Source organism: Tardiphaga sp. 37S4 (assembly GCF_021044645.1).
In the GTDB taxonomy this organism is placed as follows: domain Bacteria; phylum Pseudomonadota; class Alphaproteobacteria; order Rhizobiales; family Xanthobacteraceae; genus Tardiphaga; species Tardiphaga robiniae.
Genome location: NZ_CP088008.1, coordinates 5249905 through 5265215, shown reverse-complemented (window position 1 = coordinate 5265215; position 15311 = coordinate 5249905). Strand labels below are relative to the sequence as shown.

Here is a 15311-nt window from a genome sequence, read left to right as displayed (position 1 = left end):
GCCTTATATGGCGAGGCTGGCCCGATTGACCAGTGCGGCTATTCTGTGTCGGTTGTTTTGAATGGCCCTGCGCAATTTGGGGAGGGGACGAAAGCCGCGGCTGCGTGTTACCATGGTGCCGTATCGCGCATGTTGCCGGACGCTGCGCGCAGGATGTCACTGGAGACCCTTCGAATGACCCGTTCTCGCCTGTCCCGCCTCGCCACTGCGGCGCTGATCCCGGCAGCCGCGCTGACGCTGAATGCCGCGGCCTGGGCGCAATCTCCGCCTGCCACGCCGCCAGCGGCAAGCACCCCGACCACCCCGCCCGCGCCGGCGACACCAACTCCGGCGGCAACGGCTCCGCCCGCTCCCGCCACGCCGGAGACGCCGGCCTCTGCCGCGCCGGCAACGCCGCCCGCCGCAGCGCAGGCCCCTGCAACGCCACCCGCGCCTCAGGTCCAGGTTGCTGATCCGTTCGGCGAGGAAATCACGCTGTCGCCGAAGCAGATGGTGACGTTCGTCGGCAAGGCCAATTGGGATTCGGCCTTCGACACGCTGATGGATGCGTTCAAGCAGATCACCACCGTGCTCGACAAACAGGGCGTCAAATCATCGGGCAATCCGATGATCGTCTATACGACCACCGATGACACCGGCTTCACCTTCCTCGCGGAAATCCCGGTCGATCAGGAGGTGAAGAACCTGCCGAAAGCGATGAAGATGGGCCTGTCGCCGGATGGCAAGGCGCTGAAGTTCGTCCATCGCGGCTCCTACGACAATATGGACAACACCTATGAGGCGATCACCAATCACCTCGACGACAAGAAGTTAGAGGCGAAAGATACGTTCATCGAGGAATACATGACCGATCCCTTGAAGACGGCGGAAGACAAGCTGGTCATCAATGTCTATGTGCCGCTCAAGTAGTCGAGCCGTAGCTCGGTCATAGCCTCTGGTCATAAAGAAGCCTTGGACGGTCGCGAGAGAATGGGCATGACAAATCATTTCGCTCTCGCTTCGCTGGCCATTGCGCTCATCGCCACTCCTGCGCTCGCGCAGGTCAATCCACCGCCGGTGATTTCCGTCTCCGGCGAAGGCACCGTCTCGGTGCCGCCGGATCTTGCTGTCGTCGATGGCGGTGTCACGACTGATGCCAAGACGGCACGCGAGGCCGCCGAGGCCAACAATACCGCGATGGCCAAGGTGCTGGCGGCCCTGAAAAGCGCGGGTATCGCCGAGAAGGACATGCAGACGTCGCGGCTGTCGCTGTTTCCGCAATATGCGCAGCAGACCCGTCCCAATCCCAATCCTGGCCCCAATGTCATCTCGGGCTATCGCGCCAGCAACCGCGTCACCATCCGCGTACGCGACGTGACCAAGGTGGCCGGCACGATCGACGCGCTGGTGTCGTCGGGTGCCAATGAGGTCGGCGGCATCAATTTCATGGTGACGAAGGCGTCGCAACTGCTCGACGACGCGCGCAGCGAAGCGGTCGCTGACGCGCGGCGCAAGGCGGAGATTTACGCCAAGGCGGCCGGCGTCAAGCTCGGCGCGCCGATCAGCATCTCCGAGGACTCCGGCAGCGCGCCAGCGCCAATGATGTTGCGCAAGATGGGCGCCGACGTGGCATCGGCTCCGGTGGCGCAAGGCGAGGAATTGCTGCGCGTGAATGTCAGCGTGAGCTGGGAAATCAAGCCGGCGCAGTGATGGTAGTGATGATCTAGCCATCACCGCTCCGTTGCCAATGTTTGTCATCCCCGGACTTGATCCGGGGATCCATCTTACGAAGGCGGCGGATGTGGAAGATGGATGGCCGGGTCATCTAGCGAAGCCGCGCTTCGCGCTTTGCCCGGCCATGACGTGGGGAGAGAGCGGTGATACTCGCTTCCACGTCCCGTTAAAAAATCTCCACCACCTGCCCCGGCTTCAGCGCCATAAACTTCTCGCTCGGCAATTCTGCCGCGCTGCATGCGGCAGCCAATCCTTTCACCGGTCCGTCAATCGCCTCATCGGTGAGCTGGAATGTGCTGTGATGGCTGGCCAGCGCCTGCTGCGCGCCGCAATCGCTCAGGGCCTTCACGGCGTCTTCCGGATTCATGTGCTGGTCCTTCATGAACCAGCGCGGCTCATAGGCACCGATCGGCAGGATCGCGAGTCTGATAGCACCATGGGCTTCGCGCACGCGGCGGAAGTGCAGGCCGTCGCCATAGCCGCTATCGCCGACGATGTAGATCTTGCCCGCCGGCGTCTCCAGCACGAAGCTCGCCCACAGCGACTTGTTGCGGTCGAACAGGCCGCGCGCCGTCCAGTGCCGCGTCGGCACCAGCGTGACGGCGAGGCCGTTGCCAAGCTCGACGCGATCTGTCCAGTCATAGGCCTCGGCCTTGATCGTGCTGTTGGCGCTCTTCATCGTGACGTCATTGCCAAGCGGCGTGATCACGCGCGGCGCAAATTTCGCTGATAGCTTCGACAGGGTCGGAAGATCGAGATGGTCGTAGTGACCGTGCGACACCAGCACGACATCGATCTTGGGGAGCTTGTCGAACGCGATGCCGGGTGCGGTGTGGCGCTTCGGGCCGGCGAACGAGAATGGCGAGACACGGTCGGACCACACCGGGTCGAACAGGATGTTGATTCCCGCGGTCTGGATCAGCCAGCTCGCGTGACCCACGTAACTAAAGCGAACGCCCGTACCCTCGACCTTGGCCGGCGGCGTATCGGCAAACTCGTTCTCGACCCAGTCGGGCCAGACCTCGCGCGTACGGCCGCCGCCGAATTGCCATCGCAGCACTTCGCCGAGTGACTTGGGCGGCACGCCGTCGGGATCGAAGAAGATCTTGCCGTCGAAGTGATCGGAGACGGGGCCGTCATAATTGGTCATGCGGGAAGCCCAGAAGGCCGACAGCCCAGCGGCTGCGGCGAGACCGCCCAGCGACGTCAGAAGGCGGCGGCGGGTGAGAATCATGGAGCTGGATCAAATCCGGTGGGACGACGGGCTGCGCCCAACGAGGCGCAGCCCGCATCACATGGAATTTGTCAGTGGATTCCGCAACCCGCGCCGATCCTTTGTTCGCTCAGTAGCCGACGGTGAACCGCTTGCGCGCATGCGCAGGCGTCTCGATCTCGTCGGCCATGGCGATGGCATAATCCTCAAAGGAAATGCTGCTGCCCTTGTCGTTGGCGAGCAGTTGATCGCCGCCAAGCCGGAATGTCCCGGTGCGCTCGCCCGGGATGAACAGGGCCGAGGGCGACAGGAAGGTCCAGTCGAGCTCCTTGTCGTGGCGCAGGATGTCGAGGAACAGGCCGCCCACCGCGGCCTCGGCCCGGTATTCCGCCGGAAATCCCGGGGTCTCGATCAGCTTCAGGCCGGGAGCGACTTCGAGGCTGCCGGCGCCGCCGACCACCAGATAGCGCGGAACGCCCGCCGCCTTCACGGCCGCGATCAGCTTGTGCGGGTCGCTGACGAGGAAATGGATCGCGCTGACGGCGACATCGTGGCCCTTCAGGGCGGCAGTGAGACCGGCAGCATCGTTGGCGTCGGCCTTCAGTGGCGTCACCCCGGCCAGAACAGGGGCTTTCTCCGGGTTGCGGGCGATGGCGGTGACGGTATGACCGCGGCGGGACAGTTCAGCGACAATTTGCGAGCCGGCGCGGCCGGTGGCGCCGATCAGGGCGATTTTCATTTGATATCTCCATGTAGTAACCAATAGAAACTTGCTATTCATTTCGGCAGTAGCTGTGAAGAAGGCACTTTTGCGTTAGCTGGTTACCCCGAGGAGACCGCCGCCATGCAGACCGATATCGAAAGCGCCGCCCAGCGCTGGAAAGCCGGCAACGTCTATGCGAGCAGCTGCCCAACCCGGCTGGTTCTGGACCGGATCGCCGATAAATGGGCGGTTCTGGTGCTGGGCCTGCTCACGGACGGCCCCGTTCGCTTCAACCAGCTGCGGCGGCAGATCGAGGGAATCTCGCAGAAAATGCTGTCGCAGACCCTGAAAAGCCTGGAGCGCGATGGCCTGGTGAGCCGCAAGGCGATCCCCACCGTGCCGGTCACGGTCGAATATGCGATCACTCCGCTCGGACGAACCCTGTCGGATACCGTCGATGCGCTGCGGGTCTGGGCTGAAAACCATATGGGCCAGGTGCTTGAGGCACAGCAGCACTATGATGCCGGCGGAACCCGGAGCGCGGCCGCCTGACCAGGCGATCGCCCTGCAAACCTTGACTTATCGGGCTCCAGCACTGTAAATCCCGCCACTTCTCGAAAAGTTCTCTTTTCGACCCGCCGACCGGTCCTGGAGACCGGAGGTCAACGCCCGACAGCGCGATGCGCCCTCGGGCGCAAAAGTGTTTGGTTATTTGCCATCATGGGGATGGCACGAGCGGAAGCGACAATCGATGTTCGACAGTCTGTCGGAACGGCTTGGCGGAATTCTCGATCGGCTCACCGGGCGCGGTGCGCTGTCGGAGGCTGATGTCGATGCCGCCATGCGCGAAGTCCGCCGGGCGCTGCTCGAGGCCGACGTCTCGCTCGACGTGGTCCGCAGCTTCATTGATCGTGTCCGTGAACAGGCCATCGGCGCCACCGTCGTCAAGTCGGTCACCCCCGGCCAGATGGTCGTCAAGATCGTCCATGACGAGCTGGTCGCCACGCTCGGCGCCGACGGTGAAGGCGGCATCGATCTGCAAGCCGTGCCACCCGTCGCCATCATGATGGTCGGTCTGCAGGGTTCCGGTAAAACCACCACCACTGCAAAGCTCGCCCGCCGTCTCACCCAGCGCGACAAGCGCAAGGTGCTGATGGCCTCGCTCGACGTCTATCGTCCGGCCGCCATGGAGCAGCTCGCGGTGCTCGGCCGCGATCTCGACATTCAGACGCTGCCGATCGTCGAAGGCCAGAAGCCCGCTGAGATCGCCAAGCGCGCGCTGTCCGCTGCGAAGCTCGGCGGCTACGACGTGGTTCTGCTCGACACCGCCGGCCGCACGACGCTCGACGAAGAAATGATGTCGGAAGCGATCGAGATCAAAGCGATTGCTAACCCGCACGAAGTGCTGCTGGTCGCGGACGCGCTGACCGGTCAGGACGCCGTCAATCTTGCACGCTCCTTCAACACCCGCGTCGGCCTCACCGGTATCGCGCTGACCCGTGTGGACGGCGACGGCCGCGGCGGTGCTGCACTCTCGATGCGTGCGGTCACCGGCAAGCCGATCAAACTGATCGGCACCGGTGAAAAGACCGATGCGCTGGAAGACTTCCATCCGAGCCGCATCGCCGGCCGCATTCTCGGCATGGGCGACGTGGTGTCGCTGGTCGAGCGCGCTGCTGCGAATATCGATGCGGAAAAAGCTGCGCGCACCGCCGAGCGCATGCGCAAGGGTCAGTTCGATCTGACCGACATGCGTGAGCAGCTGATCCAGATGACCAATATGGGCGGTCTCTCCGGCCTGATGGGCATGATGCCCGGCATTGCCAAGATGAAGAACCAGATCGCCTCTGCCGGTCTCGATGACCGCGTGGTGAAGCGCCAGATCGCCGTCATCGATTCGATGACGCGTCAGGAGCGCAAGAATCCCGACCTCCTCAAGGCCAGCCGCAAGAAGCGTATCGCTGCCGGCGCCGGCCTCAAGGTCGAGGAAGTCAACAAGGTGCTGAAGATGCACCGGAACATGGCCGACATGATGAAGGCCATGGGTTCCGGCAAGCGCGGCCCGATGGCCGGCATCGCGCAGGCCATGGGCTTCGGCGGCGGTGGCATGCCGTCGCCCGAACAGATGAAGGCGATGGCCGAGAAGATGCCGGGCGGGATGCCGCAGGGTATGCCGTCATTGCCGAAAGATTTCCCGGGCCTGTCGGGCCTGGGCAAACCGACGCTGCCGGGACTCGGCGGCTTTCCCGGTCTCGGGAAAAAGAAATAACGCGACCCATTCAACTCACATTCAAATCGAACACACTTAGGAGAATCCCATGTCCGTCGTTATCCGCCTCGCTCGTGCAGGCACCAAGAAGCGCCCCGTCTATCACGTCGTCGTCGCCGACTCGCGTTTTCCCCGCGATGGCCGCTTCATCGAGCGTCTTGGCTACTTCAATCCGCTGCTCGCCAAGGACAACGAGCTGCGCCTGAAGCTCGACCTCGACAAGACCAAGGCCTGGATCGCCAAGGGCGCACAGCCGTCGGATCGCGTCGCTCGCTTCCTCGATGCCGCTGGCGTTCAGAAGCGCGAAGCCCGCAACAATCCCGAGAAGGCCGTGCCGCGCAAGGAGCGCAAGGCCAACGCTGAAGCCGCCGCTAAGAAGTAAGGCGGAATGCCAACCGCGCAAATCTGCGTCGCGCGCATCGGCGCGCCGCATGGTGTGCGCGGTCAGGTCCGGCTGTGGACCTTCACCGAAGATCCATTCGCCGTGCTCGACTACGGTCCGCTTGCCACCAAGGACGGCAAGCGGAGCTTTGAGGTCGATGATGTCCGCGAGGCCAAGGGCCATCTGGTCGCGACGCTGAAAGGCGTCGCTTCCCGCGAAGACGCCGAGCGCCTCAATGGCGTCGAGCTCTTTGTGGCGCGCGATGCGCTGCCCGACACCGAAGACGATGAATATTACCACGCCGACCTGATCGGCCTCGCTGCGGTCAATGCCGCGGGCGATGCGATCGGCCGTGTCGTCGGTATCCATAATTTCGGCGCCGGCGATATCATCGAGATCGCGCCGCTAGAGGGCGCGACCCTGCTGTTGCCGTTCACCAATGCGGTGGTGCCAACGGTCGATATCAAGGCCAGCAAGGTCGTGATCGAATTGCCCGGTGAGATCATCGGCGACGATCCCACCGCGGCGTAGGGTTTACGCTTTCAACGCCTCCGCTATCGTTGTTGCGAACGGCGTCGTCTTCCGCCCGATCAGCTTACTCAGCGTATGGCTGTCATCGAACAGCGCGCCGTCGGCTGCCGCCGTGTTTGACGTCGCGATCAGATCCGCGAGTTCTTCCGGAAGGCCCGCATTGAGCATGATGGCCTTGAATTCGGCTTCCGGCAGACGAACGTATGGGACTGTTTTGTCGCTCTGCCTTCGGTCGAATATCGGCTGTCGCCGCTGGGACAATCGGCCCTCGGGCCGCTGGCCGGCCTGATCGACTGGGCTGAGCGCAGCTTCGCGGAGATCAAGGCCGCTCGCGCCGCCTTCGATGCCGGTGACACCAGCGAGCAGATGTCGGCGGCCTGACGCGGCGATCGCCGGGGTTTGACGCCTCGCGCCGGACGCGCGATGGAAGGCCATGACTTCCGATCCTTCATCCGCGCCATGGCGCGCCACGGTGCTGACGCTGTTTCCCGAGATGTTTCCGGGCCCGCTCGGCATCAGCCTTGCCGGTAAAGCGCTGGCTTCCGGCCTGTGGGCGCTGGAGGCACGGGATATCCGCGCCTCGGCCACAGACAAGCATCGCAGTGTCGATGATACGCCTGCCGGCGGCGGACCGGGCATGGTACTGCGCGCCGATGTGCTGGCGGCGGCGATCGATGCGGTGGATACGCACGACCGTCCCAGGCTGGTCATGAGCCCGCGCGGTCGGCCATTGACCCAGGCGCGGGTGGCGGAGCTGGCGGCCGGGCCGGGGCCGCTGATCGTCTGTGGCCGCTTCGAGGGCATCGACCAGCGGGTCATCGACGCCCGGGCGCTCGAGGAAGTCTCGATCGGCGACTACGTGCTGTCCGGCGGTGAAATCGCCGCCATGACGCTGATTGATGCCTGCGTGCGGCTTCTGCCGGGGGTCATGGGTAAGTTGGCGTCTGGAACCGACGAGAGTTTCTCTGATGGGCTACTCGAATACCCGCAATATACCCGCCCGCAGACCTTCGAGGGGCGTCAAATCCCGGATGTCCTGATTTCGGGCGACCACGCCAAAGTTGCCAAATGGCGACTGGCCGAGGCGGAGGCGCTGACCGCGGCGCGGCGGCCCGATTTGTGGGCGGCCCGTCCGAAAGCCCCGGAATCAGGCAAAAAGCGGAAACCGCCAAAAATCACGACGGGCGAGTGACAGAGACGGGTGACAACGGCTTCGCTTTCCCGTATAGCAGCGCCAAATCCGTGCAATGGCAGGGTAAGAGTTTCGAGCGCAGCCCGCGCAATGTCTGGGCGCGCCGGCGATGGAGATTTTCGATGAACCTGATTCAGACGCTTGAAAAAGAGCAGTTCGACCGCCTTTCCGCCACCAAGTCGATCCCGGAATTCGGTCCCGGCGACACCCTCATCGTCAACGTGAAGGTTGTCGAAGGCGAGCGCTCCCGCGTGCAGGCCTATGAAGGCGTCTGCATCGGCCGTAACGGCGGTGGCATCAATGAGAGCTTCACCGTTCGCAAGATTTCCTACGGCGAGGGTGTCGAGCGCGTGTTCCCGCTGCTCTCCCCGATGATCGACTCGATCAAGGTTGTGCGTCGCGGCAAGGTGCGTCGCGCCAAGCTGTATTACCTGCGCGATCTGCGCGGCAAGTCGGCCCGCATCGTCGAGAAGAAGACCGAGCGTCCGGCCAAGGTCGCGGCTGTGGCTGCAGCTAAGTAATTTTCCGCATCATCGAATGTGCGAGACGAAAAGCGCGGCGCAAGCCGCGCTTTTTTGTTACGTGAAGACTGCATACCTCCGTCGCATTGGCGTCGTGATCGCTGAGTGCTATATGACTGGAATGTTTCTAGACCTGCACCAGCACGCTTTGCGCATCGTCATCGACGATCATAGTCGGCTGCCCGGTCGCTTCTTCGGTCGCTTCACCACGTCGATCGTGGGCGCGCTTAGAAGCGCGTGAGCAATCTCACGCGTTTCTTTTCCCGTTTCTCAGTTGCTCGCTTTGCGCCGTCGATGCGGCGAATCATTTAGCAGCACGCAACTGGCCCACGTTTTCTTTTGAGGCCTGATCTCATGACTGACTCTGCAAAGCCGACCACCCTGTACGACAAGATCTGGAACGACCATCTGGTCGAGGAAGCCGCTGACGGCACCTGCCTGCTCTATATCGATCGCCATCTGGTGCACGAAGTGACGAGCCCGCAGGCGTTCGAAGGCCTGCGTGCTGCCGGCCGCCGTGTGCATGCGCCGGAGAAGACGCTCGCGGTCGTCGATCACAACGTGCCGACCACCGATCGCACCAAGCCCAATCCCGATCCGGAAAGCACCGAGCAGATCGCGACTTTGGCCGAGAACGTGCGCGAATTCGGCATCGAATATTACAACGAGTTCGACAAGCGCCAGGGCATCGTCCACGTCATCGGTCCCGAACAGGGTTTTACGCTGCCGGGCACGACGATCGTTTGCGGTGATAGCCACACCTCGACGCATGGCGCATTCGGTGCGCTGGCGCATGGCATCGGCACGTCGGAAGTCGAGCACGTGCTGGCGACGCAGACGCTGATCCAGAAGAAGGCCAAGAACATGCGCGCTACCGTCGACGGCAAATTGCCCGACGGCGTCACCGGCAAGGACATCATCCTGGCCATCATCGGCGAGATCGGCACCGCCGGCGGCACCGGCTATGTGCTGGAATATGCCGGCGAGGCGATCCGTGCGCTGTCGATGGAAGGTCGCATGACCGTCTGCAACATGTCCATCGAAGGCGGCGCCCGTGCCGGCCTGATCGCGCCCGACGAGAAGGCCTATGAATTCCTAAATGGTCGTCCGATGTCGCCGAAAGGCGAGATGTGGGAACAGGCCGTGCGCTACTGGGAAACACTGCGCTCCGACGAAGGCGCACATTTCGATCACGAGATCCGTCTCGATGCGGCGAAGCTGCCGCCGATCGTCACCTGGGGCACCTCGCCCGAGGACGTCATCTCGATCTCCGGCAAGGTGCCGAACCCCGCCGATATTGCGGACGAAGCCAAGCGCCTCTCCAAGGAGCGCGCGCTGGCCTATATGGGCCTGACCGCGGGTACCAAGATCACCGACATCAAGCTGGATCGCGTCTTCATCGGTTCCTGTACCAATGGCCGCATCGAGGATCTGCGCGCTGCGGCCAAGGTCGTCGACGGCAAGACCGTCAACGGCCATGTCTCGGCGATGATCGTGCCGGGCTCGGGTCTGGTGAAGGAGCAGGCGGAAGCCGAAGGCCTCGACAAGATCTTCCTGAAGGCCGGCTTCGAATGGCGCGAGCCGGGTTGCTCCATGTGTCTGGCGATGAACCCCGACAAGCTGGCGCCGGAAGAACGCTGCGCCGCCACCTCAAACCGCAACTTCGAGGGCCGCCAGGGCCACAAGGGCCGCACTCATCTGGTGTCGCCGGCGATGGCGGCTGCGGCTGCAATCGCGGGGCACTTCGTCGATATCCGCGAGTGGCACTAATCTAGCTGCACACGGCGGTACATCCTCGATAAGATCGACGGCCTGCTGATGCAGGCCGTCTTTTTATGAGCCATGTTGAACGCCGTCGATGCCCCGCACACCTGCCAAACCCATCGCACTCACCAACACCGCCGCCCGCCGCATCTGGCTGCGCGCGCAACGGCTCGATGCGCGTGCGCCATTCGGCGATGGCGCGGAGGCGGTGAAGGCCGCGGTTCAGCATCTCGGCTATGTGCAGATCGATACCATTAATGTGATCGAGCGCAGTCATCATCACATCCTGTTTTCGCGTATCCCGAACTACAAGCGCGCCGATCTCAGGCAGGCGCAGACCCATGACAAGAGCGTATTCGAATACTGGACCCACGCGCTGGCCTATGTTCCGACCGACGACATCGGCTTCTTCGTGCCGGACATGAAATATTATCGCCGTGAGGGCCATGGCTGGTTCGCCTCGGTGACGCCCGCGGACAAGCGCAAGGTCATGCGGCTAGCCAAGGCCGGTCCGCTATCGATCCGCGATATCGATGATGATGTGCTGCGCGAGAAGGATCACGAATGGGCCAGCCGCAAGCCGTCAAAGCGGGCGCTGCAGCTGGCATTCTATGAGGGGCATCTCACGATCTCTGAACGGCAGGGCATGCTGAAGACCTATGACCTGTTGTTGCGGCACTTTGGCTGGGACAAATTGCCGAAAGCGGCATCGGCGAGCGAGAAATTCGCCTATCTGCTGGATCGCGCGCTGCGATCGCAGGGCATCGTCAGTCTGGACTCGATCTGTCATCTCGATGCGCCGAGCAAGGCCGGCATACGCAAGCTGATTGAAGCGCGGGTACGCAAGGGCGCGTTGGTGGCCGTTACGCTTGATGGCGCCGGCAAGCAGGAGCACTGGACGACGCCCGCGGCGATCGAGGACACCAGCTCGGGCGAGGTGGGGCTCGTGCATGTGCTGTCGCCATTCGATCCCCTCGTGATCCAGCGCAAGCGCACGAATTTGTTCTTCGGGCATGACCATCGCTTCGAGGCTTATGTGCCGAAGGAAAAACGCCAGCTCGGTTACTTCGCACTGCCGGTGCTGGTGGATGATCAGATCGTTGCAGCGGTCGATCTCAAGACCGATCGGCAGAAGCGCAAATTGCTGATGCAGCAATGGAGCTGGGTCGGTGATGGTGCGAAGTCGAAAATGCAGCGCAAGGAATGGAAGCGCCGTATCGAGGAAGAGCTCGGGCGGTTCGAGGCGTTTCAGTTGGGGGAGTGAGCGACTAACACTCAGTTGTCATGACCGGGGAAAGCCCGGCCATGACGGAGTGTGTGGAGAGTCGCTTCAGTCAACCCGACCCATCTCACCAATAAATGTTGAAGCGATGGTGATGCCGCCGGTAGTGCCAGTGGCGGTGATGCCAGGGGCGATAGCGGCAGATCTTGCGTGGGCCGTAATAGGTCCAGACGATCCGGCAGAAGCGTCGCGGCTGGTAGTAGCGCGGGCCGTAATAATAGCTCGGCGCATAGGCGTAATAGCGCGGGCGGAAATGGCGGCGATAGCCGTAATGGCGCGCGCCGTAGTAACGCGCCGGCGCATAATAGGGGCGACGGGCGATCAATGGCGCCGCGTAGCGATAGCCGCCGCCATGGAATGCAGGGCCGCGCCGGAAGCCGCCGCCGACAAAGGCCGGGCCCGGGCGGAAGCCGCCACCGCCACGGAACGCAGGCGCTGCGGCTCGGAAGCCTCCGCCGCCACCGCCACCACGAAACGCCGGCATGCCGCCGCCACGAAATCCGCCGCCGCCTCCGCCATGAAAGGCGTGACCGCCGCCGCCACCGCCGCGGAAACCTCCTCCGCCACCGCCGCCGCGTCCACCGCGATGCTGGACCGGCATGAGCAGCGCGTCGCTAGCCTGTTTGGCTGCGGGTGCCGCGCCGGGATTGATCAGCGAGACCGCCCGTGCCGATGGCGTCAGCGATATCATCATCGCTGCGGCGGCAGCCACGCCGAGCGAGCGCGTCATGAATTGTCTGATCGCAAAACCTCGATCGGCATTCAGGACAGGTTGTCGATTCTGAACATCTCTCATCGGAAACATCCTCCCTCGATCGGCGCATGGGACATCGATCGCGCAAACCTGACAGTGCAGGTCCTCGTTTGCGCGAACGGTGCGTTTGCGCATGGTCGTGTCATGTGAATTGTCGCGCCTTGACCGAAAATTAAGGATGTCGATCTGAACGCGTCATGAATGACGCAGGCGGAAGCCGCGCGGCGCGCACAAAAAAACAGGCGCCGCAAAGGGCGCCTGTCGATGTCGTCTAGAGATCCTGGAATTTACCAGCGGCCGAAGCTGAAGCCCACGCTGAGCGGGCCGCCGCCGAAGCCGACGCCCGGGCCATAACCATAGGCGCCGTAGGGACGATAGCCGCCATAATAGCCGTAGGGCCGGTAGCCGTATCCGCCGTAGTAAGCCGGGCGATAGGCATAGGGACGTCCGTAATAAGCAGGACCGTAATAGGAGCGGTACGGGCGATAGCCGTATCCGTAGCCATAGCGCGGGCCGTAGCTGCGATATCCGTAGTGCCGGTGGCCGAAGTGATGATGGCGGTGGTGAAAGTGACGATGGCGCCGCTGCGCGCTGAAGTCCGTCGCCTTGGCCTTGTTGTCTGCCGCAGCCTTTTGAGGCGTCCGTGCGTCAGCCATTGCGGGGGCGCTGGTCAATGCGCCACCAAGTGAAAGTGTTGCAGCCAGCATGGCTGCGCCTACCCAGTTCTTCATGATTTTTCCTTGCCTCGATCGCTTTCCATCGATCGTCTTTCGTCGCCTTCACCCCATAATGCATATAGCTGCAATGATTTCCCGCGACAGACCGACGCGGTCAACATCTCGTCAAAGAAAACAGGCGCGCTTGCGCACGCCTGTTTGGACTTTAGAGAGAGTCTCAGTAGCGCCAGCCGTGGCGACGCACGTGGTGCGGCCGGTGCCAGCCATGATGGCGGCGGATGTGATGCGGACGATGCCAACCGTGGTGACGCCGCATGCCGTGATGCCCGCGATAGCCGCGATTGTGGTGATGACGATACTGCACCTCAGTCGTCAGCTTCTCACCGCCTTGCACGGACGATGCGATGCCCGGGCTGTTCAGTGAGACTGCATTTGCCTGCTGCGTCGGCGCTGCGACAAACAGCAATCCTGCGATGGCGGCTAGGCCGAAAAATTTCTTCACGTTCACGTGTTCTCTCCTGAGTCTGCTGCGTTCATGTCAAGATGCAGCTTCACGAATGGATCATCGCCCATGTGCATGACGCTAGGGCGCAGGAGGTGAACGCGATGTGAATATGCTCGGTGCGATATGTCGCATGGTTTTGTGACGCATCGCTGGAACGAAAGTCAGCGCATGCGAACGCCATCTCCGCAGTTGCAAAGTCCCAGCCTGACGTCATTCAAAATTAAAGGATGAAGTGTCGGCTCAGCCGCGGCGCCAGTAGCAGTTCATGCGCGGCACGATCACCGTGCCGCTCGGGCGATATTCCTGCACCAGATTGGCGGTGCAATCGCGCACGGCATTCGGGCCGGGATTGTAGCTCGGATAAACGCCGCGCTCATCGGGCGTGCGATAGATGCGGACGCGCGGCCGGGCACGGCGGGGCTGAACGTTGTCGCCGGATTGGGCGACCTGCGTGGCCGTCTGCGCCTGTGCGGTGTTCGCCGTCGGCAACGCGCCGAGCGCAACCGCCAATCCCAGTGCCGCCATCATGATCCGCATCTTAACGCCCCAAACCGCCATACGTATGATCCCGAAAAGTAAATGCCGGTTTTCGGACAGGATCATGCCTCAAACGCCGCCGCAAAGTCTCCGATTGACGCCCGCCCGTCAACCGCTCGTGAACGCACTGCACCGGCGCATTGCCATGTCATGGGAATTGGCTAGACAGGGAAACATGTGGCACCAGGCAACAGCTCCCGATCTCGCGGAAATGGAGGACATGGCCCATGCCATGCTCGCCCTTCTGCCGGAGGATTTCCGCAAGCTCTGCGCGGGCGTGATCATCCGGGTCGATGATTTCCCCACCGACGAGGTGCTGGAGGAGATGCAGGCCGAGACTGAATTCGACCTGCTCGGCCTGTTCCAAGGTGTCGGCCTGCCATTCCAGAGCCAGGACAATACCGGGCAGTTGCCCAACATGATCTGGCTGTATCGCCGGCCGATCCTGGATTACTGGGCCGAACATGACGAAACCCTCGGCCATATCGTCCGCCACGTGCTGATCCACGAGATCGGCCACCATTTCGGCCTCTCGGACGCCGATATGGAGGCCATCGAGGCTGGCGTCGCCGATTAGCCCTGCATAAATCACCCTTGGACGGGCCGCCCGATCGGGCTAAAACGCCCGCTCAATCCGAGGATACGTTCATGGACAAGTTCACCACGCTGGAAGGCGTCGCAGCGCCGCTGAAGATCATCAATGTCGATACCGACATGATCATCCCGAAGCAGTATCTGAAGACCATCAAGCGTACCGGTCTCGGCAAGGGCCTGTTCTCGGAAGCGCGCTACCTCGATGACGGCAGCGAGAACCCGGATTTCGTGCTCAACAAGCCGGCCTATCGCAATGCCAAGATCATGGTGGCCGGCGATAATTTCGGCTGCGGTTCGTCGCGCGAACACGCGCCGTGGGCGCTGCTGGATTTCGGCATCCGCTGTGTGATCTCGACCTCGTTCGGCGACATTTTCTACAACAACTGCTTCAAGAACGGTGTGCTGCCGATCCGTGTCTCGCAGAAGGATCTCGACGCGCTGTTCGACGATGCCGAGCGCGGCGCCAATGCGACAATCACCATCGATCTGCCGAACCAGGAAATTCGTGGCCCTGACGGCGGCACGGTAAAGTTCGAAATCGATCCGTTCCGCAAGCACTGCCTGCTCAACGGTCTCGACGATATCGGCCTGACAATGGAGAAGAAGGCCTCCATCGACAGCTACGAAGAGAAGCTCAAGACCGCACGCGCCTGGGCCTGATCTCACTTCGGAAG

General features: G+C 62.6%; 19 protein-coding genes. 12 read left to right on the top strand and 7 right to left on the bottom strand.

Annotation, left to right across the window (positions count from 1 at the left end):
- The first annotated feature begins 174 nt into the window (after nt 1-174).
- Nucleotides 175-909, top strand: a complete 735-nt coding sequence (locus tag LPB73_RS24945) for a GyrI-like domain-containing protein (RefSeq protein WP_231078563.1) — start codon at nt 175-177, stop codon at nt 907-909.
- 66 nt (nt 910-975) lie between these two features.
- Nucleotides 976-1689: an SIMPL domain-containing protein gene (locus LPB73_RS24940; protein ID WP_231078562.1), complete on the top strand. Its 714-nt coding sequence runs from the start codon at nt 976-978 to the stop codon at nt 1687-1689.
- Nucleotides 1690-1879: 190 nt separating this feature from the next.
- Here the strand turns inward: LPB73_RS24940 and LPB73_RS24935 are convergent, their stop codons facing one another.
- Both LPB73_RS24935 and LPB73_RS24930 read right to left on the bottom strand, forming a co-directional pair.
- Nucleotides 1880-2947 carry an MBL fold metallo-hydrolase gene (locus LPB73_RS24935; protein ID WP_231078561.1) on the bottom strand — a complete coding sequence of 356 codons (1068 nt, stop codon included), beginning with the start codon at nt 2945-2947 and terminating at the stop codon, nt 1880-1882.
- 109 nt (nt 2948-3056) lie between these two features.
- Complete coding sequence (locus LPB73_RS24930) at nt 3057-3665, bottom strand: NAD(P)-dependent oxidoreductase (RefSeq protein WP_231078560.1); 609 nt, start codon at nt 3663-3665, stop codon at nt 3057-3059.
- Nucleotides 3666-3770: 105 nt separating this feature from the next.
- Here LPB73_RS24930 and LPB73_RS24925 point away from each other — a divergent pair, with 105 nt between their 5' ends.
- The 4 genes from LPB73_RS24925 to rimM all read left to right on the top strand — a co-directional run bounded on the left by LPB73_RS24925 (nt 3771) and on the right by rimM (nt 6811).
- Nucleotides 3771-4181: a winged helix-turn-helix transcriptional regulator gene (locus LPB73_RS24925; RefSeq protein ID WP_089266461.1), complete on the top strand. Its 411-nt coding sequence runs from the start codon at nt 3771-3773 to the stop codon at nt 4179-4181.
- Between the two features lie 199 nt (nt 4182-4380).
- The gene (ffh, locus tag LPB73_RS24920; protein ID WP_231078559.1) at nt 4381-5898 is read left to right on the top strand and encodes a signal recognition particle protein; all 1518 of its coding nucleotides are present in this window, start codon (nt 4381-4383) and stop codon (nt 5896-5898) included.
- A 49-nt stretch (nt 5899-5947) separates the two neighbouring features.
- On the top strand, nt 5948-6280 hold the full coding sequence (gene rpsP / locus LPB73_RS24915) for a 30S ribosomal protein S16 (RefSeq protein WP_089266465.1): 333 nt from the start codon (nt 5948-5950) through the stop codon (nt 6278-6280).
- Between the two features lie 6 nt (nt 6281-6286).
- Entirely contained in the window at nt 6287-6811 is a 525-nt protein-coding gene (gene rimM / locus LPB73_RS24910) for a ribosome maturation factor RimM (RefSeq protein ID WP_231078558.1), read from the top strand.
- Between the two features lie 3 nt (nt 6812-6814).
- Here the strand turns inward: rimM and LPB73_RS24905 are convergent, their stop codons facing one another.
- Nucleotides 6815-7246, bottom strand: a complete 432-nt coding sequence (locus LPB73_RS24905) for a hypothetical protein (protein ID WP_231078557.1) — start codon at nt 7244-7246, stop codon at nt 6815-6817.
- Here LPB73_RS24905 and trmD point away from each other — a divergent pair.
- From trmD to LPB73_RS24885, 4 genes are all read left to right on the top strand, one after another.
- The gene (gene trmD, locus LPB73_RS24900; RefSeq protein WP_231078556.1) at nt 7245-8003 is read left to right on the top strand and encodes a tRNA (guanosine(37)-N1)-methyltransferase TrmD; all 759 of its coding nucleotides are present in this window, start codon (nt 7245-7247) and stop codon (nt 8001-8003) included. The two genes, LPB73_RS24905 and trmD, sit on opposite strands and share 2 nt — an antisense overlap.
- 122 nt (nt 8004-8125) lie before the next feature.
- Nucleotides 8126-8524 carry a 50S ribosomal protein L19 gene (gene rplS / locus LPB73_RS24895; RefSeq protein WP_089266471.1) on the top strand — a complete coding sequence of 133 codons (399 nt, stop codon included), beginning with the start codon at nt 8126-8128 and terminating at the stop codon, nt 8522-8524.
- Nucleotides 8525-8878: 354 nt separating this feature from the next.
- Nucleotides 8879-10294, top strand: coding sequence for a 3-isopropylmalate dehydratase large subunit (leuC, locus tag LPB73_RS24890; protein WP_184512646.1), 1416 nt, complete (start codon nt 8879-8881; stop codon nt 10292-10294).
- A gap of 88 nt (nt 10295-10382) precedes the next feature.
- Nucleotides 10383-11552, top strand: a complete 1170-nt coding sequence (locus LPB73_RS24885) for a winged helix-turn-helix domain-containing protein (RefSeq protein ID WP_231078555.1) — start codon at nt 10383-10385, stop codon at nt 11550-11552.
- An 85-nt stretch (nt 11553-11637) separates the two neighbouring features.
- On the opposite strand, the gene LPB73_RS24880 is transcribed toward LPB73_RS24885, so the two are convergent.
- The 4 genes from LPB73_RS24880 to LPB73_RS24865 form a co-directional block, all read right to left on the bottom strand.
- Nucleotides 11638-12300: a hypothetical protein gene (locus LPB73_RS24880; protein ID WP_231078554.1), complete on the bottom strand. Its 663-nt coding sequence runs from the start codon at nt 12298-12300 to the stop codon at nt 11638-11640.
- A 311-nt stretch (nt 12301-12611) separates the two neighbouring features.
- Nucleotides 12612-13055, bottom strand: a complete 444-nt coding sequence (locus LPB73_RS24875; protein WP_231078553.1) for a hypothetical protein — start codon at nt 13053-13055, stop codon at nt 12612-12614.
- Between the two features lie 163 nt (nt 13056-13218).
- The gene (locus LPB73_RS24870) at nt 13219-13509 is read right to left on the bottom strand and encodes a hypothetical protein (RefSeq protein WP_120287769.1); all 291 of its coding nucleotides are present in this window, start codon (nt 13507-13509) and stop codon (nt 13219-13221) included.
- A gap of 237 nt (nt 13510-13746) precedes the next feature.
- On the bottom strand, nt 13747-14064 hold the full coding sequence (locus LPB73_RS24865) for a hypothetical protein (RefSeq protein WP_231078552.1): 318 nt from the start codon (nt 14062-14064) through the stop codon (nt 13747-13749).
- A gap of 154 nt (nt 14065-14218) precedes the next feature.
- Here LPB73_RS24865 and LPB73_RS24860 point away from each other — a divergent pair, with 154 nt between their 5' ends.
- Together LPB73_RS24860 and leuD are read left to right on the top strand one after the other, a co-directional pair.
- On the top strand, nt 14219-14620 hold the full coding sequence (locus LPB73_RS24860; protein ID WP_231078551.1) for a metallopeptidase family protein: 402 nt from the start codon (nt 14219-14221) through the stop codon (nt 14618-14620).
- A gap of 71 nt (nt 14621-14691) precedes the next feature.
- Complete coding sequence (gene leuD, locus LPB73_RS24855) at nt 14692-15297, top strand: 3-isopropylmalate dehydratase small subunit (RefSeq protein ID WP_089266479.1); 606 nt, start codon at nt 14692-14694, stop codon at nt 15295-15297.
- Nucleotides 15298-15311: the final 14 nt, after the last annotated feature.

What these genes read in the sequence shown, in the direction of transcription:
- LPB73_RS24945 (WP_231078563.1), top strand. Translation starts at nt 175, where the DNA reads ATGACCCGTTCTCGCCTGTCCCGCCTCGCCACTGCGGCGCTGATCCCG.
- LPB73_RS24940 (WP_231078562.1), top strand. Translation starts at nt 976, where the DNA reads ATGACAAATCATTTCGCTCTCGCTTCGCTGGCCATTGCGCTCATCGCC.
- LPB73_RS24935 (WP_231078561.1), bottom strand. Translation starts at nt 2,947, where the DNA reads ATGATTCTCACCCGCCGCCGCCTTCTGACGTCGCTGGGCGGTCTCGCC.
- LPB73_RS24930 (WP_231078560.1), bottom strand. Translation starts at nt 3,665, where the DNA reads ATGAAAATCGCCCTGATCGGCGCCACCGGCCGCGCCGGCTCGCAAATT.
- LPB73_RS24925 (WP_089266461.1), top strand. Translation starts at nt 3,771, where the DNA reads ATGCAGACCGATATCGAAAGCGCCGCCCAGCGCTGGAAAGCCGGCAAC.
- ffh (WP_231078559.1), top strand. Translation starts at nt 4,381, where the DNA reads ATGTTCGACAGTCTGTCGGAACGGCTTGGCGGAATTCTCGATCGGCTC.
- rpsP (WP_089266465.1), top strand. Translation starts at nt 5,948, where the DNA reads ATGTCCGTCGTTATCCGCCTCGCTCGTGCAGGCACCAAGAAGCGCCCC.
- rimM (WP_231078558.1), top strand. Translation starts at nt 6,287, where the DNA reads ATGCCAACCGCGCAAATCTGCGTCGCGCGCATCGGCGCGCCGCATGGT.
- trmD (WP_231078556.1), top strand. Translation starts at nt 7,245, where the DNA reads ATGACTTCCGATCCTTCATCCGCGCCATGGCGCGCCACGGTGCTGACG.
- LPB73_RS24905 (WP_231078557.1), bottom strand. Translation starts at nt 7,246, where the DNA reads ATGGCCTTCCATCGCGCGTCCGGCGCGAGGCGTCAAACCCCGGCGATC.
- rplS (WP_089266471.1), top strand. Translation starts at nt 8,126, where the DNA reads ATGAACCTGATTCAGACGCTTGAAAAAGAGCAGTTCGACCGCCTTTCC.
- leuC (WP_184512646.1), top strand. Translation starts at nt 8,879, where the DNA reads ATGACTGACTCTGCAAAGCCGACCACCCTGTACGACAAGATCTGGAAC.
- LPB73_RS24885 (WP_231078555.1), top strand. Translation starts at nt 10,383, where the DNA reads ATGCCCCGCACACCTGCCAAACCCATCGCACTCACCAACACCGCCGCC.
- LPB73_RS24880 (WP_231078554.1), bottom strand. Translation starts at nt 12,300, where the DNA reads ATGACGCGCTCGCTCGGCGTGGCTGCCGCCGCAGCGATGATGATATCG.
- LPB73_RS24875 (WP_231078553.1), bottom strand. Translation starts at nt 13,055, where the DNA reads ATGAAGAACTGGGTAGGCGCAGCCATGCTGGCTGCAACACTTTCACTT.
- LPB73_RS24865 (WP_231078552.1), bottom strand. Translation starts at nt 14,064, where the DNA reads ATGGCGGTTTGGGGCGTTAAGATGCGGATCATGATGGCGGCACTGGGA.
- LPB73_RS24860 (WP_231078551.1), top strand. Translation starts at nt 14,219, where the DNA reads ATGTGGCACCAGGCAACAGCTCCCGATCTCGCGGAAATGGAGGACATG.
- leuD (WP_089266479.1), top strand. Translation starts at nt 14,692, where the DNA reads ATGGACAAGTTCACCACGCTGGAAGGCGTCGCAGCGCCGCTGAAGATC.